Origin of the sequence: Microbulbifer salipaludis, from assembly GCF_017303155.1 — a bacterium.
In the GTDB taxonomy this organism is placed as follows: Bacteria; Pseudomonadota; Gammaproteobacteria; order Pseudomonadales; family Cellvibrionaceae; genus Microbulbifer; species Microbulbifer salipaludis.
Genome location: NZ_JAEKJR010000002.1, coordinates 956494 through 976063 on the forward strand (window position 1 = coordinate 956494; position 19570 = coordinate 976063).

Below are 19570 nucleotides of genomic sequence, written 5' to 3' on the forward strand. Positions count from 1 at the left end.
GGTCAGGGCTGCGGCGGCAGCGTGGCCTGGTGTGCATCCAGTTCCTGGCAGATGGCCTGCTCCAGTGTCTCGATCAGTGCCGGGTCGGTGAGCGGTTGATCGTCGGCGTCGGTGATATGGAAAATATCCTCGACGCGCTCCCCCAGGGTGGAAATCTTGGCATTGTGCAGACGCAGATCGTGGGAAATGAATATGCGCGCGATCCGCGCCAGCAGGCCCGGTCGGTCCGCGCTGGTGATTTCCAGGGTGCTGTAGTTATCTTCCGGGCTCGTAGAAATATGGGCCTGGCTGGGCAGGTGGAACATTTTCAGGCGGCGCGGAGTGCGGCGCTGAATCACTTTGGAGTAGTCCTCCACCAGTTTCAGTTCCTGCTGCAGGGTATTGCGGATCTGCTCCAGACGATGCGGTTCATCCAGCAGGGGCTGGCCAGACTCATCCAGCACATAGAAGGTGTCGAGGGTGTAACCGCCCGCGGAGCTGTACAGGCGCGCATCGTGAATGTTCAGGTTGAGCATATCGAGGCCGGTTACCACCGCGGCAAACACGTTGGGGCGGTCCGGAGTGTATACGAAAACCTCGGTGGCACCGTCGTGTTCGCCGGGGCCGGAATTGCGGGTGAGCACAACACTGTCCGTGTCCTCGTCGCGCTCCGGGTCTTTCTGCAGCTGATAGATCGCGGCGGTGTGCCAGGTGATACTGTCGGCGCTTTCGCGCACGAAATAGTCTTCCCCCATTTCCGACCAGATGTCTTCGACAGCATTGCTGGGCAGGCCCATGGCGCGCAGCATGTTGCGGGCTTGCGCCTGGGTTTCGATGTAGATTTCATCGCGATCGATCGGGTTTTCCAGGCCCCGGCGCAGCGCGCGCTGAGTGTACTGGTACAACTGGCGCATCAGGCTCGCGCGCCAGCTGTTCCACAGGTCCGGGTTGGTGGCATTGATGTCCGCCACGGTAAGGGCATACAGGTAGTCCAGGTGTTCACGGTCGCCGACTTCGCCGGCAAACGCGTGCACCACCTCGGGGTCGGAAATGTCCTGCTTCTGGGATACCGCGCTCATCAGCAGGTGTTTTTCCACCAGCCAGCACACCAGGCGGCGGTCCCGCGCCGGCAGCCCGTGACGGCGGCAAAAAGCGTCTGCGTCCACGATGCCGAGCTTTGAGTGGTCGCCGCCACGGCCCTTGGCGATGTCGTGGTAGAGGCCGGCGATATACAGCAGCTCTGGCTTGCGCATACGCGACAGGATTTCTGCGGCGAGGGGGAATTTCTCCCAGGCATCGTCGTCGCGGAAGCTGCGCATATTACGCACCACCTGCAGGGTGTGGGCGTCCACGGTGTAGATGTGGAACAGGTCGTGCTGCATTTGCCCGGTGACCCGGCCAAACTCCGGCAGATAGCGACCGAGGATGCCGTAGCGTGTCATGCGGGTGAGCTGGGTGGAGAGCCCGCGGGGGCTGCGCAGCAACTGCATGAACAGGCGTGTGTTGGTAGGGTCTGCGCGAAACTGGTCGTCAATCAGGTGGCGGTGTTCGCGGATCAATCGGATGGTGGAGGCCCGTACACCGTCGATGTCCGGGTTGTTGGCCATCAGCACGAAGATTTCCAGCAGCGCGGGCGGGTATTCGATAAAGGTGCGGGTGACCGTGGCCTCAATCGTGTTGCCGCGCAACTGGAAGCGTTCGTTGATGGGGGTGACCGGCAGGTGTTTGCCGCGCTGGAGGATGGCCTCATCCAGGAACTGCAGCATCACATCGTTCAGTTCCCGCAGCGCCATAACGATGCGGTAATAAGTGTGCATGAACTGCTCGACGGCCAGGTGGGCATCGTTGTCCTTGTAGCCAAACTCCCGCGCCAGTTCGCGCTGGTAGTCAAACAGCAGCCGCTCTTCCGGTCGTCCGGCCAACAGGTGAAGCCCGTAGCGTACGCGCCACAGGAAGTCCTCACCGGACTGCAAAATGGCAAATTCCTCCTCGGTAAAAAAGCCTTTGCCCTGCAGCTGCTTGAGTGTACGCACCTTGAAGTAACGCTTGGCCACCCAGTTGATGGTCTGGATATCCCGCAATCCACCGGGAGCCTTTTTGATGTTGGGCTCGAGGTTGTATTCGGCACCCTGCTGTTTGTTGTGGCGGGATTCCTGTTCGGCATACTTTGCGCTGAAGAACTGGTCCGCGGGCCAGATCTTGTCGGGCGTCATGCGCGCCGCCAGTGCCTCGCCCAGCGCCGGGTTGCCCACCACCGTGCGGCATTCCATCAGATTGGTGGCGACGGTGATGTCTTCCGCGGCCATTTCGATGCAGTGGTCGACCGTACGTACCGCGTGACCAATGTCGAGCTTCAGGTCCCACAGAAAAGCGACCAGCCGTTCGATATTGTCGACGGTGTTGCCGGTGGGCTTTTCTAGGCTGAGGATCAGCAGGTCAATGTCCGACTTCGGGTGCAATTCACCGCGACCGTAACCGCCGACGGCCAGCAGGCTGATGTTGTCTGGCCACTGAAACTGATGCCAGGCGTAGTGCAGCAGGCAGTCGACAAACAGGGCCCGCTCGTAAACCAGCGTGCGGACATCTTCGCCCTCGTGGAAGCGGCGCCCCATATGGGTGTCAGCCGCAACCACGGCATCTTTGAAAATCTCCAGCGCCGGGCGCTCACCGGCTTCCAGGTCGCGGCGGAAGCGGGACTGGTCGAAGAAAAAAAGCGGCCTTTCAAAGTGTGGTATCTGAGCCAGTGGCTTGGAATTCATCAGTATCGAGTCCGGTTCGGCCCGGGCTCCCGTGGGTGTGCACGGTGCCCTGAACCTGTTGTTCCTTCCCTGGCCACGATCGAATTAGCCAGACGCAGGCTGGTTAATGGTGGCCGTATTCACGCGATAACTCTGGCTGTGCTCTGTACCAGCAGCGCCTTGCCGGATTAAAACGACTCTTCCTTGCGCGCGGTCAGGATCTCTACGCCGTCCGACGTAACAGCCATGGTGTGCTCCCACTGAGCGGACAGGCGTCTGTCTACGGTCACGGCGGTCCAGCCATCCCGCAATACACGACTGCCTGGTTTGCCGGCGTTGATCATGGGTTCGATGGTGAAGGTCATGCCTTCTTCCAGCACCTGCCCGGTGCCGGGCTTCCCGTAGTGCAGGATTTGTGGGTCTTCGTGGAAGACGTTGCCGATCCCGTGGCCGCAGAAGTCTTTCACCACGGAATAGTAATTTTTCTCGGCGTGCTGCTGGATAACATGGCCGATATCCCCCAGGGTGGTGCCGGGGCGCACAATTTCGATGGCCTTGTACAGACACTCCTGCGTCACCTCGACCAGGCGTTTTGCGTGGGGCACGGGCTTGCCTACGAAGTACATCTTGGAGGTATCGCCATACCAGCCATCCTTGATGACTGTTACGTCGATGTTGATGATGTCGCCCTTCTTGAGAACCTTGGATTCCGACGGAATACCATGGCAGACCACCTCGTTGACGGAGGTGCAGATGGACTTGGGAAAGCCGCGGTAGCCGAGGCAGGCGGGAATCGCCTGTTGCACATTGACGATGTGGTCGTGGCAGCGGCGGTCCAGCTCTTCCGTGGTGACACCGGGAACGACGTACTCGCCAATCATCTCCAGCACCTCGGCGGCCAGGCGGCCAGCGGTGCGCATTTTGGCGATCTGTTCAGGGGTCTTTACGGCATTGGTCATGGATTTTCCCGGAAATTCTGTACATTTATACGCACGTTGGCGAACAACGTCTGGCGAGCCAGGTGGCGTGCGGCGCGATATTGTAGCGGAATTACCGCGCTGCAGCACATAATCAGGCCCCTGTGGCCGGCCCCGTCTCTCCGGTCATTCCGTGGGAGGTCAGCGCTGCTGGCGGGCGGTGGTGTCGGGGGCTGTGTGGGCAGCGGCAATCGGAGTGGCCTTCGACGCATTCCTGACGAGCCTATACTTCCAGCGCTCCCGGTAATGTGGTATAAAGCGCGCCGCTTTGGGCGGTGCCCGGGCGAAATCAACCAAGCCGGGGCGGGATTTTTTCTCTGCCCTGAACAAACGCCGCACATATACCGGCACATTCTCCTGGGTGTCTTCACTGTCAGTTTTGAAGGTGGGGATTGGTGAATGGGGTATATGGAGGATGTAACCCGGGAAGTGATCAGCAAAAGATAGTGCTCGTCGCTTCCGTGTGAAAACTGAGGTTTATTATGCCGCAAGTCAGCATGCGCGATATGCTGCAGGCTGGTGTCCACTTTGGTCACCAGACCCGCTACTGGAACCCCAAGATGGGTCAATTCATCTTTGGTGCCCGTAACAAGATTCACATCATCAACCTCGAGCACACTGTTCCGGCCTTCAACGAAGCTCTGCAAATCATCAAAGGCATGGCTGCGCAGAAGAAGAAGGTTCTGTTTGTTGGCACCAAGCGCGCTGCGCAGAAGTCCATCAAAGAGCAGGCGGAGCGTGCAGGCCAGCCTTACGTCAGCAACCGCTGGCTGGGTGGTATGCTCACCAACTACAAAACCATCCGCGCTTCCATCAAGCGTTACCGCGACCTCGAAGCCCAGTCTCAGGACGGCACCTTCGAGAAGCTGACCAAGAAAGAAGCCCTGATGCGCACTCGCACCATGGAGAAGCTTGAGCGCTCCATCGGTGGTATCAAAGATATGGGCGGTCTGCCTGACGCATTGTTCGTGATCGACGTTGAGCACGAGCGTATCGCTATTCAGGAAGCCAACAAGCTGGGTATCCCGGTGATTGGTATCGTTGACACCAACAGCAGCCCTGAAGGCGTTGATTACGTTATCCCTGGTAACGATGACGCCATCCGTGCCATCAAGCTGTACACCACTGCGGTAGCCGATGCGGTTGTTGCCGGTGCTGCAGAAGCTGGCGGTGCTGCGCAGAGCGAATACGTAGAAGCGAGCGACGACCAGGCTGCTGCTGACTCTTAATATCTGAGTCATAGCTGCAGGCTACTGGCGGTGTAACATTATTGGGTTACGCTGCAGGGAAAAGGGGCCATTTATCCGGCCCCTTTTTTTCAAATCCATCAAAGAATTTGAATCTGAACCCGAGGATTGAATCATGGCGATTACCGCGTCAATGGTAAAAGAACTGCGCGAGCGCACCGGCCTGCCGATGATGGAGTGCAAAAAAGCACTGACCGAGGCCGATGGTGATATCGAAAAAGCGATTGAAGATCTGCGTAAGGCCTCCGGCCTGAAAGCGGCCAAGAAAGCGGGCCGTACCGCAGCGGACGGCATTGTTGCCGCCAAAGTTGCCGAAGATGGCAGCTACGGTGTTCTGGTAGAAGTGAACTCCGAAACCGACTTCGTGGCCCGCGATGACAACTTCAAGGCGTTCGTTGCCAAGGTTGTTGATAAGGCTTTTGCCGAGCGCCAGGTGGACGTTGCCGCGCTGATGGAAGGCGAGCTGGAAGAAGCGCGTGAAGCGCTGGTACAGAAGATCGGCGAAAACATTGGTGTGCGCCGTATCGAGCTGGTGGAAGCGCCGGTAGTGGGTGCTTATGTTCACTCCAACAGCCGCATTGCGGCCATCGTTGCCCTGAGCGGCGGTGACGTTGAGACTGCGCGCGATGTGGCCATGCACGTAACTGCGGTAAACCCGCAGGTTGTGAAGCCGGAAGATATGCCGGCCGACGTGCTGGAGAAGGAAAAAGAGATCATCAAGGCCCAGCCGGATATGGAAGGTAAGCCTGCCGAAATCGTCGAGAAGATGATGGGCGGTCGTATCAAGAAGTTCCTGAAGGAAAACAGCCTGGTTGAGCAGCCCTTCGTGAAGAACCCGGATGTTACCGTTGCCAAGCTGGTGAAGGATGCCGGTGGTGATGTAGCCAGCTTCGTGCGTTTCGAAGTGGGTGAAGGCATTGAGAAGGAAGAAGTGGACTTTGCAGCGGAAGTGGCTGCACAGGTTAAATCCAGCTCTTGATGTCTGATTCGCCGGCGACCCAGTGTCGCCGGCGCCAGCGGGGTGCTCCCGGGGTGTTCATCCGAATACTGCCGGGGCACCCCGTTGTGGTATCTGGCTTGCGGCAATCTGGTGCTCACAAAGTGTGCAGTTGTATTGCCTGCAGGGCGGAATATCGAGGTAATGCGCCCTCCTGAACGGCTGGGCCATAGGTAAAGCGCCGAAATTGTTGTAATGTTCGGCGGGCGCAAACTGGAATGGAGTTTGTGCCTCAACAATGAATTGAGCCCGTGACAGTTGAGGATCAAAGGATGCCAGGTATTAAAGACCGTAAGTACAAGCGAATCCTGTTAAAGCTCAGCGGAGAAGAGCTGATGGGCGAGCAGGGGTTCGGGATCAGCCCCAAGGTGCTGGACAAAATGGCACTGGAAATCGGTCAGCTGGTGGGCATTGGTGTCCAGGTTGGCCTGGTGGTCGGCGGTGGCAACCTGTTCCGCGGTGCGGCGTTGAATGCCGCCGGACTGGACCGTGTGACCGGCGACCATATGGGTATGCTGGCCACGGTGATGAACGCACTGGCGCTGCGCGATGCGCTGGAGCGCTCGAATATCTCCTCCCGGGTTATGTCCGCGATCCAGATGAGCGGTATCGTAGACCACTACGACCGCCGCGCGGCGATCCGATACTTGGAGCGCGGGGAAGTACTGATTTTCGCCGCAGGCACCGGTAATCCGTTCTTCACCACCGATTCTGCGGCGTGTCTGCGTGGTATCGAAATCGAAGCGGAAATGGTCCTCAAGGCCACCAAGGTAGATGGGGTTTACTCCGCTGACCCGGTGCTGGTTCCCGATGCGACCCGTTACGACCGCCTCACCTACGATGAGGTGCTCGACAAAAAGCTCGGTGTGATGGATTTAACTGCAATCTGCCTGTGCCGCGAGCACAACATGCCAGTGCGGGTCTTCCGGATGGACAAGACCGGCGCACTGCTGAACATCGTTGTGGGCGGTGTTGAAGGCACACTTATTGAAGAGGACGTGAATCAGTGATTGACGATATCAAGAAAGAAGCGGAAGGGCGCATGAAGAAGGCCCTTGAAGCACTGGGCAGCAATTTTAACAAGATCCGCACAGGTCGCGCGCACCCCAGTATTCTCGACGGCATTCAGGTGTCTTACTACGGCTCTGATACCCCGCTTTCCCAGGTGGCCAATGTCACTGTGGAAGATGCGCGCACCCTGTCGGTGACGCCCTGGGAAAAGAACCTGGTACCCGACATCGAAAAAGCCATCATGAAGTCAGATCTCGGTCTGAATCCGAGCACCGCCGGTGCGGTCATTCGTATTCCTATGCCCATGCTGACCGAAGAGACTCGCAAGAATTTCATCAAGCAGGCGAAAGGTGAAGCGGAGAGCGCGCGGGTGTCTATCCGTAATAACCGTCGCGATGCGCTGGCAGAAGTAAAAGCGCTGCTGAAGGAAAAGGAAATCTCCGAAGACGATGAGCGTCGTGCTGCGGATGAAATCCAGAAGCTGACGGACAAGTACGTTGCCGAAGTGGAAAAAGCACTGGCGGTGAAAGAAAAAGACCTGATGGAAATCTGATGTCAGCTGGTGGTACTGGTGCGACAGAGTATGAGCCATTGGGGCCTCGCCACGTTGCCATCATCATGGATGGCAACGGCCGCTGGGCGGCAAACCGGGGCTTGTCGCCCTCCGCGGGGCACAAGGCCGGTGTCGAACGGATTCGTGATCTGATCGAGGCCTGCAAAGCGCGCCAGATTGAGGTGCTGACGCTGTTCGCTTTTTCCAGTGAGAACTGGCAGCGTCCGCCGGCGGAAGTGGAACTGTTGATGACGCTGTTCCATTCCTATCTGCGGCGTGAGGCACGCAAGATGCACGAGCAGGGCGTGCGGCTGCGGGTGATTGGCCGGCGGGACCGCTTCTCGCAGAGGTTGCAGCGAGCAATTGCCGAAGCCGAAGCGCTGACCCGCGAAGGCACCAGCGGTACGCTGGTTATCGCTGCGGACTACGGTGGCCGGTGGGATATCGCCCAGGCGGCCCGTTTACTGGCCGAAGAGGTGGCTCGCGGTGAGCGCAGTGCAGAGTCCATTGACGATGTGGCATTGGGCGAGCGAGTGCAGCTGGCTGACCTGCCGCCGGTGGATTTATTGATACGTTCCAGTGGTGAACAGCGAATCAGTAATTTCATCCTCTGGCAGGCCGCCTACAGCGAATTCTATTTTACCGAAACGCTGTGGCCGGATTTCGATACAAACGAGTTGGACCTTGCGCTGGATGCGTACCAGCGGCGTGATCGCCGCTTTGGTGGACGTAATCCGGGCGGTCTGGAGGCGCAGGCCTGAGGGCCGGGGTTAATCGGTCCCGGCTGATGAGATGAGGCAGCCGGTCACCAGAATACATTGATCAAGGGTTAAACGGTGCTAAAACAACGAATAATTACCGCGCTGGTGTTAGTCGCTCTTTTTCTGGGGCTGCTTTTCTGGGTGCCGCAGCAATGGTTTTCGATTGCGATTGCCGGTGTCATTCTTTTGGGTGGCTGGGAGTGGGCCAATCTCTCCAATTTGAATCGTGCTTTGCGGTTCGTTTTCCTTGGCGCATTGGGTGCGGCATTGATTGCCACCGCGCGCTATGTATTTGACTTTGATTTTTCCAACCCCGATACCGATCGCGCGCGCCAGATTCTGGCCGTCGCTTGCGGATGGTGGGCACTGGCATTTCTCTGGGTACAAGGGTATCCCGCCAGTGCCATGTTGTGGGGTAACCGCTGGGCGCGGGGGCTGATTGGCCTGGTGGTGCTGGTGCCTGCGTGGCTGTCCGTCGTGATCCTCCAGGGACTGGAGCACGGTGCCTGGCTGGTGTTATTTGTGGTGGCGGTGGTGGTTGCCGCCGATGTCGGCGCCTACTTCGTGGGGCGCAAGTTTGGCAAGCACAAGTTGGCGCGCGAGGTGAGTCCCGGCAAATCGTGGGAAGGCTTCTTTGGCGGTCTCGCCGCGTGTCTCGTGCTGGCGTTGGGGGTCTCGTTCGCGTTTGAGCTCCCCGCCAAGAATACCTTCCTGTTTACGGTGGGTGTCCTGGTGACGGCTCTGGCATCGGTGATTGGCGACCTGGTAGAGAGTATGTTCAAGCGCCACCGGGGAATCAAAGACAGCAGCCGAATCCTGCCTGGCCACGGCGGTATTCTCGATCGCCTCGACAGCCTCACGGCCGCGTTGCCGGTATTTACCATGGCGGCCCTGGCCAGTGAACTTCCCAAGTATCTGTAACCGTAGGGCGTATCTTGTCTGTGTGCCGCCCAGCCTGTGAGCCGTTAACGAAAATTGGCCCTCGCGTCAGATCGACTCGATCTGCCGCCGGGGCTTTGAGGTAGTTCGTTTTCATGTATTCCAACACCCCGCAACCCGTCTGCGTGCTCGGTTCCACTGGCTCTATTGGTGTCAGTACCCTCGATGTGCTCGCCCGTCACCCTGATAAATATTCCGTATTTGCACTCACCGCCCGTGAGCGTGTGGCGGAGTTGGCGCAGCAGTGCCGGCAGTATGCCCCGCGCTACGCCGTTGTGCTGGACAAGGAGCGGGCCACTCAGCTCCAGTCCGCGCTGGCGGGGGAGGATCTTCCCACGGAAGTGCTCTATGGTGTCGACGCTTTATGTCGGGTGGCGTCTGATGCGCGGGTGGCGGTGGTGATGGCGGCCATTGTTGGTGCCGCCGGGCTGAAACCGACGCTTGCTGCCGTGCGCTCCGGGAAGAAGGTGCTGTTGGCCAACAAGGAGTCGCTGGTGATGGCTGGTCCCTTGTTCATGCAGGCTCTCGCCGAGAGTGATGCCCAGCTGCTTCCCATCGACAGTGAACACAACGCCATTTTTCAGTGCTTGCCGCACCCCTGTGACACCTTGCAGGGCGCGGGGGTTGAGCGGATTCTGCTAACGGGCTCCGGTGGTCCTTTCCGTACCACCCCACCAGCGGCGTTGGAAGCAGTGACGCCGGATGAAGCCTGCGCCCATCCCAACTGGTCGATGGGACGCAAAATCTCGGTAGATTCCGCCACCATGATGAACAAGGGGCTGGAATTTATTGAGGCCTGCTATCTTTTCCACGCCAGCCCGGAAGATATTGAGGTGGTGGTGCATCCCCAGAGCATCGTGCACTCCATGGTGCAGTACCGGGATGGCTCGCTGCTGGCGCAAATGGGCAACCCGGATATGCGGACCCCCATTGCGCATGCGCTGGCGTTCCCGGAACGTATCGACAGCGGGGTTTCGGCCCTGGATCTGATTGCACAGGGGCGGCTCGATTTTGAGGCGCCGGATGAGGTGCGTTTCCCCTGCCTGCGACTGGCCCGGGAAGCGATGGAGGCCGGAGGTAGTGCGCCCACGGTTCTCAATGCCGCCAATGAGATTGCCGTTGAGGCGTTCCTCGGCGGGCGCCTTCCGTTCACCGGAATTGCCCAGTTGATCGAAAAGGTCATGAAATCCAGCCAAATTGTTGAACTGACAGACCTGGATGCAGTCGAACTCGCTGACCGGATCGCTCGTGAGCGGGCCTGCGACCTACTGGAAGAAATGTGCGGTACCCCTGTGGGGCAACCGTGTCCGCAATCGAGATCAATGTAAACTGACCCCATGTTAGATTTTCTACAAACTGCAGTCTGGGCCCTGATCGCCCTCGGTGTGCTGGTGAGCTTTCACGAGTTTGGCCACTTCATCGTGGCGCGCTGGTGTGGGGTCAAGGTATTGCGCTTTTCCGTGGGATTCGGCCGTCGGCTGTTTTCCCGCTATGACCGGCACGGTACCGAGTTCACTATTTCTGCCATCCCGCTTGGCGGCTATGTAAAGATGCTGGACGAACGCGAGGGCAATGTTACGCCGGCAGAGCTGGATCAGGCGTTTAACCGCAAAAGCGTGTGGCAGCGCATGGCGATCGCCGCGGCAGGACCTGCCGCCAACTTTTTGCTGGCGATTGTCCTCTTTTGGGGCGTTTTCCTCGGTGGTACCTCGGGTGCGGTGCCCATCGTGGACAAGGTGGAGCCCGGCAGTCTGGCGGCATTTGCCGGTCTGGAGGCGGGGCAGGAGATTATCGCGGTCGATGATCACGCCACGCCGACCTGGCAGGCGCTCAACTGGCAACTTGCCCAGCGCCTGGGTGATACGGGGCACATCAAATTTTCGGTGCGCTACCCGGATTCTTCGCTCGAATATCATATGTACGCGGACGTGGAGCGCTGGCTGGCCGGGCAGGAAGTGCCAGACCCGCTGCAGGAGATCGGTATCGCGCTGTGGACGCCGTCGGTGAGTATGCAGCTCGCCCAGGTCGTCCCGGGCAGCCCTGCGGAGCAGGGTGGGTTACAAGCGGGGGATGAGATCGTCGCCACCGACGGCCGCAAGTACGACGGTTGGGATGACTGGACCAACTATATCAAGGCCCATCCGGGGCAGGCGCTGGAAGTCACCGTGCTGCGGGATGGGGCCGAGCAGCGGCTGTCGATTACGCCGGATACGGTCAAGCAGGATACCGGTGAAGAGATTGGGCGCATCGGTGTGCTGCCGCTGGCCTCGGCCTGGCCTGAAGACCGGGTGAGACGCTATCACTATGGGGTGCTCGGCGCTTTCAGCAAGGGGCTCGAGGAAACCTGGAGTAAAACCGCGTTTACCCTCGAGAGCCTGAAGAAGCTGCTGTTCGGACAGTTGTCTACCCGCAACTTGAGTGGCCCAATTACCATTGCTAAAGTGGCCGGCACCTCGGCGGACGCCGGATGGCAGTCGTTCTTGTCATTGTTGGCGCTGTTGAGTATCAGCCTGGGCGTATTAAACCTGCTACCCATTCCGGTTCTCGATGGCGGGCATCTGCTTTACTACGGAATCGAGGCCATCAAGGGCTCACCGGTATCGGAACGGGTGCAGATGATTGGGCTGCAGGTGGGTATGGCCATGGTACTCGGTATTATGGCGCTGGCGTTATACAACGACATTTTGCGCCTCTAGGTCCGGCTCCCGGAAAGCTGGAAATGTAACAACGGGCACAATGGCCCGGCTGGATTTGCGAATAACAACTCGGAATTAGTAGATGAAGAATTTCCTGAAAGCGGCGTCGCTTGGCCTGGCTCTGCCGGTTGCAGCCTATGCCCAGTCGTTTGTCGTCAACGACATTCGCGTTGAAGGCCTGCAGCGTGTCTCTGCCGGTAGCGTATTTGCGGCACTGCCAGTGCGTGTTGGCGACCAGATCGAAAGTCTGGAAATCCAGAGTGCTACACGCGCGCTATTCCGTACCGGTTACTTCCAGGATATTCAGATTGGTCGTGAAAACGGCGTTCTGGTAATTACCGTGCGCGAGCGTCCGGCCATTTCCAAGATTGAAATCACTGGCAACAAGGCGATCAAAACGGAAGACCTGCTCAAGGGCATGAACGATAACGGCCTGGCCGAAGGGCAGATCTTCAAGCGCGCAACCCTTGAGGGGCTGGCCCAGGAGCTGCAGCGGCAGTACGTGGCGCAGGGGCGCTACGGCGCCAGCGTGAAAACCGAAGTCAAAGAGCTGCCGCGCAACCAGGTGGAGCTGAGAGTTGTCGTGGACGAGGGCTCCGTGGCTGCGATCAAGCATATCAATATTGTCGGCAACAGTGCCTTCTCGGACGATGAGCTGGCGGAAATTTTCGAGCTGCAGACCACCGGCTGGCTGTCGTGGCTGAACAGCGACGACAAGTATTCCCGGGAAAAGCTGACCGGCGACCTGGAACGACTGGAGTCCTACTATCTGGACCGCGGTTACCTGGAATTTAAAATCGACTCTACCCAGGTTTCCCTCAGCCCGGACAAGCAGAGCGTATTTATCACCGTCAATATTACCGAAGGGGACATCTACAAGGTTTCCGAGGTAGAGCTGGCGGGTGATCCTGTGGTATCCGAGGAAGAAATTCGTCGCCTGTTGCTGGTGCGCAAGGGGCAGACGTTCTCGCAGGTGTTGATGACCACCACCTCTGATTACATCACCAAGCGCCTCGGCAACGAAGGCTACACCTTTGCCGAAGTCAACGGCATGCCGGAAGCCAATAATGAAGACAAAACCGTGAAGGTGACCTTCTTCATTGATCCGGGTAAACGCGCCTATGTCCGCCGGATCAATTTCCGTGGTAACACGCGTACCTCGGACGATGTACTGCGCCGTGAAATGCGCCAGATGGAATCTGCATCGGCATCTTCTGCCCGTATCGAGCAGTCCAAGGTACGTCTCGAGCGTCTCGGGTACTTCAAGGAAGTGCAGGTGGAAACCACCGAGGTGCCGGGCACTTCCGACCAGATTGATGTGGAATACACCGTAGAAGAGCAGCCATCGGGCACCATTGGTGGCACTCTGGGTTATGCGCAGGGCAGCGGCCTGGTACTGGGCGCCAATATTCAGGAGAACAACTGGCTGGGTACCGGCAAATCGGTTGGTTTTGCGGTAAACACCTCCCGATACCAGTCTGTGGTTAATTTCTCCTACACCGACCCTTATTTCACGCCGGATGGGGTAAGCCGCGGGTTCAATGTGTTTTACCAGGAGCGCGACTATTCGGAAATTAATCTCTCCAGCTATAACACCACTACCTATGGGGCCGGCCTCAGCTTTGGTTACCCGGTGTCTGAAATTTCCCGGGTTGGGCTGAACGTAGGCTTCAACCACCTGGAATTGAGCTCCAACAGCAACTCGGTGCAGGAAATCAAGGGTAGTCCGCTACCCGTGGATGGTGTCACTGGGGAAATCCTGAGTTCTGATCAGGCGGATGTGCTGGAGGCTATCGCGAAGGCAAAAGAAGACAATCTGGCGCTGGATCTCAGTATGCCGCTGGATGAGAGCCTGTTGAATACCAATCCCATGGGGTTTGTTGACCTCTACGGCGATGCATTCGATACCTGGTCTCTGACCACCTCCTATGCCCGCTCGACCCTAAACCGAGGTATTCTCGCCACTCGTGGTGCGTCGCAACGGGCATCGGTAGAAATCGCGTTGCCCGGTGGCGATCTCGAATACTACAAGTTCATTTACACGGGCCAGTATTTCCGCCCGCTGACCAAGGATCTCACCCTGCGGCTGCGCACCCGCCTCGGTTACGCCGAAGGGTATGGGGATACAGAGCAGCTGCCATTCTTTGAGAATTTCTACGGTGGTGGATTCGGCTCGGTACGAGGGTTCGAGCGCAATACCCTTGGCCCGCGCTCCACGCCAGCGGTCAACTATATTATCCGCGAGTGCGCCGTGAATGCGGAAGGGGACACCACCAAATTCTGCTATGTGTTGGATGACTCCACCGGTGAGTTGGCGACGACCGAACCCACGCGCCGGCCGCAACCTTTTGGTGGCAACATTCTGGTGGAAGGTAGTGCGGAAGTCATTTTCCCCATCCCGTTCGTGAAAGATCAGCGCTCCATGCAGTCTGCATTTTTTGTCGACGTGGGTAATGTTTTCAGTTCCAACTGTGGTGAATCTCAGCTGAACTGTTACGATATCGACGCCAAGTACCTCAACGTCTCAGCAGGTATAGGCCTGACCTGGATTACCGGCTTTGGCCCGCTTACCTTCAGCCTCTCCAAAGCACTGGAGCAGAACGACGACGATGATGTAGAAGTGTTCCAGTTCTCGCTGGGTAACAGCTTCTAATTAATAAAAATACCTGTGCTCCCTTGGGTGCAGTAAATGAACAGAGATACGGAGAATAAACGTGTTCAAATTTGTTAAAGCAAGTGCAATTTTACTGGCAGGTCTGCTGTTTACCGGCGCAGCCGTAGCGCAGACCAAGGTCGCTGTGGTGAATATTCAGGCGGCGATCATGAGCACTGAAAAAGCGACCTCCAAAATCAATGCGCTGAAAACCAGTTCAGAATACTCGCAATTGCAAAACAGCGCGGAAAGCATTCGTGCGGAAGTGCAAAAGATGGCGGAAGACGCCCAGAAAAATGGCATGACTTGGTCCGACGAGCAGAAGGCCGAGCAGCAGCGCAAAATGAATTTCAAGCGTTCCGATTTTGAAACCACACTGAAAAAGCTGCGCGCAATGGAGGGTCAGGCGGTGCAAGACCTGCAGAAAGACCTGCTGCCGAAAGCCAAGACCGCGCTGGAAGAAGTGATCAAAGAGCGCAAGCTCGACCTGGTGCTGGATGCCACCTCTGCGGTTTATGCGGGTGCCAACGCAAACCTGACCGAGGAACTGGTGAAGCGTCTTAACGCCGCCAAATAATTGCTGAACAACCGCTTTCGGAAAACAATATGAGCGAGCAGCCAACGCTGGCGCTGTTGGCTGAGAAGCTGGGCGCTGAATTGCGCCTGGCGGCCGGGGCCAGTGATTCTCTGGTCCCCAGCGGGCTCAATACCCTGCAAGACGCCACCCAGCAAGAAGTCAGCTTTCTGGCCAGTGCGGCCTACAAACGTTTCCTTTCCTCCACGCGTGCCTGTGCCGTGCTGGTGACCGCGGAGCAGGCGGCGTCCTGCCCCGTGAGTGCCCTGGTGGTGGCCGATCCCTACCAGGCATTTGCCCGAGCGACGTCCATTTATGATCGTTCCCCACAATATGCTGCGGGCATTGACCCGTCGGCGTCGGTTGCCCCCTCGGCTGAGGTGCATCACAGCGCCTACGTCGGTCCCGGTGCGGTAATCGAAGCGCGGGCGCAGATTGCAGAAAACGCGGTAATCGGTGCTGGCAGCATTGTTGGTGCCGGCAGTGTTATTGGCGCGCGGAGCCGGTTATTTCCCGGCGTGGTGGTTTATCACGGATGTTTTATTGGTGCCGACTGTATTGTTCACAGCAATACGGTGATTGGTGCCGATGGTTTCGGTTTCGCCCCCAGCCAGGGTAAATGGACTAAAATCCATCAGCTTGGTGGCGTTGAGATCGCGGATGAGGTCGAGGTTGGCGCAAACTCCTGCATTGACCGCGGTGCACTGGGTAATACCGTGATCGGCCGTGGGGTCAAGATCGACAACATGGTCCAGATCGCGCACAATGTGCAGATTGGTGACTACTCAGCCATGGCTGCCTGTTCCGCGGTGGCGGGTAGTGCCGTTATCGGTAAGCACTGCACAATTGCGGGTGGCGTGGGTATCGTTGGCCACGTGACCATCGCGGATCGCAGCCACGTTACGGCTCGTACCCTGGTAACCAAATCCATTGAGGAGCCCGGCTCTTATTCCAGCGGTACGCCTTTCTCAGAGAGTCGCACCTGGCGTCGCAACGCGGTCCGTTTTGGCCAGTTGGATCAGATGTCGAAGCGTCTGGGGAATGTGGAAAAGTCGCTGGCGCAGATTGAGCAGGAAGCTGCGCCACGGAAGCAAGAGGCGGATGGCCCGCCGCAAGGTGATCCTCGCTGAGTCCGGACATTGGTCGGTCTTTGATCGTAAAACAGTTTTTTTATCAGTAGTTTCGGGGCGTCAGAGGCGCCCCGAAGTGGTTTCTGGGGACATATTGTCATGATGGACGTACAGGAAATTCGTCAATACCTGCCGCACCGCTATCCTTTTCTTCTGGTGGATCGTGTGGTCGAGTTGGAAGAGGGCAAGTTGATCAAAGGCTTCAAGAATATCTCGATCAATGAGGAGGTATTCAATGGCCACTTCCCGGAAGTGCCGATTTTCCCGGGTGTGATGATTGTAGAGGCCCTGGCGCAGGTATCCGGGATTCTGGGGTTCAAGACCCTCGGTCAAAAGCCGGAAGATGGTTACCTGTACCTGTTTGCCGGCATTGATAACGTGCGCTTCAAGCGCCAGGTGGTTCCTGGTGACCGTTTGCAGCTGGAGTCACAGGTGGTTTCCGAGCGTCGTGGTATCTGGAAGTTCGCCGGTAAGGCCAGTGTCGATGGTGAGTTGGCGGCGTCCGCCGATATTCTGTGTGCGGTCAAAAAAATCTGAGTGCACGGCATGAATAATTGGTCGCATTTGCTTGGCGCGTGTGTGACCGAATTGTTTTTTATATTCGCCGTTCGGGGGTAAAGTAGCCGCGTTGTCTGCGGCGCCATTCTTCGATGGCAGGCAGTTGCCCGCGGATGGAACCCGAGCCGGTGAGGAGAAGACCACAGAATGCAGACCAGTATTCACCCGACCGCGATCGTCGACGACTCGGCAAAAATTGGCGAGGGCGTGAAAATTGGCCCCTACAGTGTGATCGGGCCGGATGTAGAGATCGGCGATGGCTGCGAAATCGCCTCCCATGTCGTACTCAATGGGCCCACCACGCTGGGCAAAAACAACCGTATTTATCAGTTCTCCACCGTGGGGCAGGATACGCCGGACAAAAAATACCAGGGGGAAGACACGACCCTGGTGATCGGCGACAACAACGTGATTCGCGAGGGCGTCACCATTCACCGCGGCACGGTCCAGGATCGTGGTGAAACGTCGATTGGCAATGATAATTTGCTGATGGCCTACGCGCATATCGGTCACGACAGCGTGATCGGCAACAACACTATTCTGGTCAACAATGTGGCGCTGGCAGGTCACGTCTTCGTGCGTGACTGGGCCATCTTGAGTGGCTACACCCTGGTTCACCAGTATTGCACCATTGGCGAACATGCGTTCACCGGTATGGGTGCGGGTATTGGCAAGGATGTCCCCGCATATGTCATGGTGGCCGGGAACCCGGCAGAAGCTAAAACCATCAACGCAGAAGGTTTGCGCCGCCGCGGGTTCACCCGTGAAGAAATCTCGCTGATCAACAAGGCTTACAAGATTGTCTATCGGCGCGGGTTGACGACCGATGAGGCCCTGGAGTCTCTGGCTCAGCTGCGCCAGGAATCTGCGGTGATCCAGCCCTGGATTGACTCCCTTCAAAACTCCACTCGCGGCATTGTCCGCTGAGGATGCCAAGTGTCTGAGCGAGAGGTATTGCGCATCGGCATTCTGGCCGGTGAGGCGTCCGGTGATATCCTCGGCGCCGGCTTGATCGCGGCGCTGCAAAAGCGTTTTCATAAAGTGGAAGCGATTGGCATCGCCGGGCCACGTATGCAGGCCCTGGGTGTGGAATCGTTATTTCCCATGGAGCGTCTGTCAGTGATGGGGCTGGTGGAGCCACTCAAGCGCTTGCCGGAGCTGTTGAAAATTCGCCGCACCCTGCGCGAACACTTTATTGCCAATCCCCCTGACCTGTTTGTCGGTATCGACTCACCGGATTTTAATCTCGGCCTGGAAGAGGCGCTGCGCTCTGCCGGTATCCCCACCGTGCATTATGTCAGCCCATCGGTGTGGGCCTGGCGGCAGGGGCGGATCAAGAAGATTGCGCGGGCGGTGGACCATATGCTGACGCTGCTGCCGTTCGAGGCGGACTTCTATCGTGAGCACGACGTGCCGGTAACGTTTGTCGGGCATCCGCTGGCGGATGAAATCCCACTGGAAGTGGATGTGCCCGCGGCGAAAAAAGCATTGGGGTTTGCGCCGGATGACGAAGTGGTGGCACTGCTGCCCGGAAGTCGTGGCGGCGAGGTGCGTCTGTTAGGCCCGCTATTCCTGCAGGCAGCGCTCTGGTGCTCACAGCGGCGCAGAAGCCTGCGGTTTGTGTTGCCAGCGGCCAGCCCGGAGCGAAAGGCGCAGCTGGAGCAGCAAATTGCGGGGATGCCGGGGATCGAGGCCCTGCCGCTGCGTGTGCTCGATGGGCAATCGCAGCAGGCGCTGGCGGCCGCCGACACCGTGCTGATTGCTTCCGGCACGGCCACCCTCGAAACCATGTTAATGAACAAGCCCATGGTGGTCGCCTACAAAATGGCGAGCCTGTCCTACGCTATTTTCTCTCGCATGCTGCACACCCCCTGGGTATCGCTTCCCAACCTGCTGGCGCAACGCGAGCTGGTGCCGGAAATTCTGCAGGATGATGCAACGCCCGAAGCGCTTGGCGCCGCGATATTGCATTATTTTGAAGATCCGTTGCTGGGGGATACCCTGCGCAGGGAGTTCAGTGAGCTGCACCAGCAGTTGCGTCGCGATGCCTCGGAAAAAGCCGCGGAAGCCGTGTGCAAATTGATCAACCAATAATCTTTCAGTAGTGCTCCCATGAAGTCCAAATCCACTCTGCCTCCCTATGTCTGTCGTTACACCGGTGACCTGTTGGCGGGGGTGGACGAAGTGGGGCGGGGGCCTCTGGCGGGTGATGTGGTGGCCGCTGCGGTGATTCTTGATCCGCAGAATCCGATTGCCGGGCTGGCGGATTCGAAAAAGCTTTCGGAAAAAAAGCGTGAGCGGCTGTTCGACGAGATTCGGGAAAAAGCACTCAGTTTTGCCATCGCCCGGGCCACGGTCGAGGAAATCGACCAGTTGAATATTTTACAGGCGAGTCTGCTGGCGATGAGTCGCGCAGTCGAGCAGTTGTCAGTGCAGCCGGAATTTGTTTTGGTGGATGGCAATCGCAAGCCTGTCTGGCGCTATGATTGCGATACGGTGGTGAAAGGCGACGACCGGGTTGCGGCAATTGCTGCGGCATCGATACTGGCCAAGGTCACCAGAGACCGTGAAATGGTTGCGCTGGATGCTATCTACCCCGGGTACGGTCTTGCGGGGCACAAGGGTTACCCCACCAAGGTACATATGGAAGCCCTCGCAAGGCTGGGAGTGACCCCCGTACACCGCAAGAGCTTCGCGCCGGTGCGGCGACAGCTGGAACTGATCTAGAGCTGTTCTAGCTGCGCTGCCTCTGTCCGG

The 19570-nt window shown here is 58.1% G+C and carries 17 protein-coding genes; 15 read left to right on the forward strand and 2 right to left on the reverse strand.

Going from position 1 to position 19570, the window contains the following annotated elements; translation table 11 throughout:
- Positions 1 to 2: 2 nt before the first annotated feature.
- Complete coding sequence (locus JF535_RS09695) at positions 3 to 2738, reverse strand: [protein-PII] uridylyltransferase (RefSeq protein ID WP_207001606.1); 2736 nt, start codon at positions 2736 to 2738, stop codon at positions 3 to 5.
- 167 nt (positions 2739 to 2905) lie between these two features.
- On the reverse strand, positions 2906 to 3676 hold the full coding sequence (map, locus tag JF535_RS09700; RefSeq protein WP_207001608.1) for a type I methionyl aminopeptidase: 771 nt from the start codon (positions 3674 to 3676) through the stop codon (positions 2906 to 2908).
- Positions 3677 to 4176: 500 nt separating this feature from the next.
- Between map and rpsB the strand changes: the two genes are divergently transcribed.
- The 15 genes from rpsB to rnhB all read left to right on the forward strand — a co-directional run bounded on the left by rpsB (position 4177) and on the right by rnhB (position 19540).
- Complete coding sequence (rpsB, locus tag JF535_RS09705; protein WP_207001610.1) at positions 4177 to 4923, forward strand: 30S ribosomal protein S2; 747 nt, start codon at positions 4177 to 4179, stop codon at positions 4921 to 4923.
- A gap of 133 nt (positions 4924 to 5056) precedes the next feature.
- Positions 5057 to 5920 carry a translation elongation factor Ts gene (gene tsf, locus JF535_RS09710; RefSeq protein ID WP_207001612.1) on the forward strand — a complete coding sequence of 288 codons (864 nt, stop codon included), beginning with the start codon at positions 5057 to 5059 and terminating at the stop codon, positions 5918 to 5920.
- A 290-nt stretch (positions 5921 to 6210) separates the two neighbouring features.
- Complete coding sequence (pyrH, locus tag JF535_RS09715) at positions 6211 to 6948, forward strand: UMP kinase (protein ID WP_207001614.1); 738 nt, start codon at positions 6211 to 6213, stop codon at positions 6946 to 6948.
- The gene (gene frr, locus JF535_RS09720) at positions 6945 to 7502 is read left to right on the forward strand and encodes a ribosome recycling factor (RefSeq protein ID WP_066965369.1); all 558 of its coding nucleotides are present in this window, start codon (positions 6945 to 6947) and stop codon (positions 7500 to 7502) included. The genes pyrH and frr overlap by 4 nt, the downstream gene beginning before the upstream one ends.
- A complete protein-coding gene (gene uppS, locus JF535_RS09725) occupies positions 7502 to 8263 on the forward strand; it encodes a polyprenyl diphosphate synthase (protein WP_207001616.1) in 762 nt (253 codons plus the stop codon). The genes frr and uppS overlap by 1 nt, the downstream gene beginning before the upstream one ends.
- A gap of 75 nt (positions 8264 to 8338) precedes the next feature.
- Entirely contained in the window at positions 8339 to 9184 is an 846-nt protein-coding gene (locus JF535_RS09730; protein WP_207001618.1) for a phosphatidate cytidylyltransferase, read from the forward strand.
- Between the two features lie 113 nt (positions 9185 to 9297).
- Positions 9298 to 10530 (forward strand): 1-deoxy-D-xylulose-5-phosphate reductoisomerase, encoded by a 1233-nt coding sequence (ispC, locus tag JF535_RS09735; RefSeq protein ID WP_207001619.1) that lies wholly within the window; start codon positions 9298 to 9300, stop codon positions 10528 to 10530.
- Between the two features lie 9 nt (positions 10531 to 10539).
- On the forward strand, positions 10540 to 11898 hold the full coding sequence (gene rseP / locus JF535_RS09740) for an RIP metalloprotease RseP (RefSeq protein WP_207001621.1): 1359 nt from the start codon (positions 10540 to 10542) through the stop codon (positions 11896 to 11898).
- Positions 11899 to 11980: 82 nt separating this feature from the next.
- Complete coding sequence (bamA, locus tag JF535_RS09745) at positions 11981 to 14551, forward strand: outer membrane protein assembly factor BamA (RefSeq protein WP_207001624.1); 2571 nt, start codon at positions 11981 to 11983, stop codon at positions 14549 to 14551.
- 61 nt (positions 14552 to 14612) lie between these two features.
- Positions 14613 to 15128 (forward strand): OmpH/Skp family outer membrane protein, encoded by a 516-nt coding sequence (locus JF535_RS09750; protein ID WP_066965352.1) that lies wholly within the window; start codon positions 14613 to 14615, stop codon positions 15126 to 15128.
- A gap of 29 nt (positions 15129 to 15157) precedes the next feature.
- Positions 15158 to 16255: a UDP-3-O-(3-hydroxymyristoyl)glucosamine N-acyltransferase gene (gene lpxD / locus JF535_RS09755; protein ID WP_207001625.1), complete on the forward strand. Its 1098-nt coding sequence runs from the start codon at positions 15158 to 15160 to the stop codon at positions 16253 to 16255.
- Positions 16256 to 16354: 99 nt separating this feature from the next.
- Positions 16355 to 16792, forward strand: a complete 438-nt coding sequence (fabZ, locus tag JF535_RS09760) for a 3-hydroxyacyl-ACP dehydratase FabZ (protein ID WP_066965345.1) — start codon at positions 16355 to 16357, stop codon at positions 16790 to 16792.
- A gap of 168 nt (positions 16793 to 16960) precedes the next feature.
- Positions 16961 to 17740 carry an acyl-ACP--UDP-N-acetylglucosamine O-acyltransferase gene (gene lpxA, locus JF535_RS09765; RefSeq protein ID WP_207001627.1) on the forward strand — a complete coding sequence of 260 codons (780 nt, stop codon included), beginning with the start codon at positions 16961 to 16963 and terminating at the stop codon, positions 17738 to 17740.
- Between the two features lie 9 nt (positions 17741 to 17749).
- Positions 17750 to 18907, forward strand: a complete 1158-nt coding sequence (gene lpxB, locus JF535_RS09770) for a lipid-A-disaccharide synthase (RefSeq protein WP_207001629.1) — start codon at positions 17750 to 17752, stop codon at positions 18905 to 18907.
- Between the two features lie 18 nt (positions 18908 to 18925).
- Positions 18926 to 19540 (forward strand): ribonuclease HII, encoded by a 615-nt coding sequence (gene rnhB / locus JF535_RS09775; RefSeq protein WP_207001631.1) that lies wholly within the window; start codon positions 18926 to 18928, stop codon positions 19538 to 19540.
- The last annotated feature ends 30 nt before the right edge of the window (positions 19541 to 19570 follow it).

Bases quoted from the DNA above. Each gene is read 5' to 3' on its own strand.
- rpsB (WP_207001610.1), top strand. From the start codon at position 4,177: ATGCCGCAAGTCAGCATGCGCGATATGCTGCAGGCTGGTGTCCACTTT.
- lpxD (WP_207001625.1), top strand. From the start codon at position 15,158: ATGAGCGAGCAGCCAACGCTGGCGCTGTTGGCTGAGAAGCTGGGCGCT.
- uppS (WP_207001616.1), top strand. From the start codon at position 7,502: ATGTCAGCTGGTGGTACTGGTGCGACAGAGTATGAGCCATTGGGGCCT.
- tsf (WP_207001612.1), top strand. From the start codon at position 5,057: ATGGCGATTACCGCGTCAATGGTAAAAGAACTGCGCGAGCGCACCGGC.
- ispC (WP_207001619.1), top strand. From the start codon at position 9,298: ATGTATTCCAACACCCCGCAACCCGTCTGCGTGCTCGGTTCCACTGGC.
- rseP (WP_207001621.1), top strand. From the start codon at position 10,540: ATGTTAGATTTTCTACAAACTGCAGTCTGGGCCCTGATCGCCCTCGGT.
- JF535_RS09695 (WP_207001606.1), bottom strand. From the start codon at position 2,738: ATGAATTCCAAGCCACTGGCTCAGATACCACACTTTGAAAGGCCGCTT.
- rnhB (WP_207001631.1), top strand. From the start codon at position 18,926: ATGAAGTCCAAATCCACTCTGCCTCCCTATGTCTGTCGTTACACCGGT.
- bamA (WP_207001624.1), top strand. From the start codon at position 11,981: ATGAAGAATTTCCTGAAAGCGGCGTCGCTTGGCCTGGCTCTGCCGGTT.
- map (WP_207001608.1), bottom strand. From the start codon at position 3,676: ATGACCAATGCCGTAAAGACCCCTGAACAGATCGCCAAAATGCGCACC.
- lpxA (WP_207001627.1), top strand. From the start codon at position 16,961: ATGCAGACCAGTATTCACCCGACCGCGATCGTCGACGACTCGGCAAAA.
- pyrH (WP_207001614.1), top strand. From the start codon at position 6,211: ATGCCAGGTATTAAAGACCGTAAGTACAAGCGAATCCTGTTAAAGCTC.
- fabZ (WP_066965345.1), top strand. From the start codon at position 16,355: ATGATGGACGTACAGGAAATTCGTCAATACCTGCCGCACCGCTATCCT.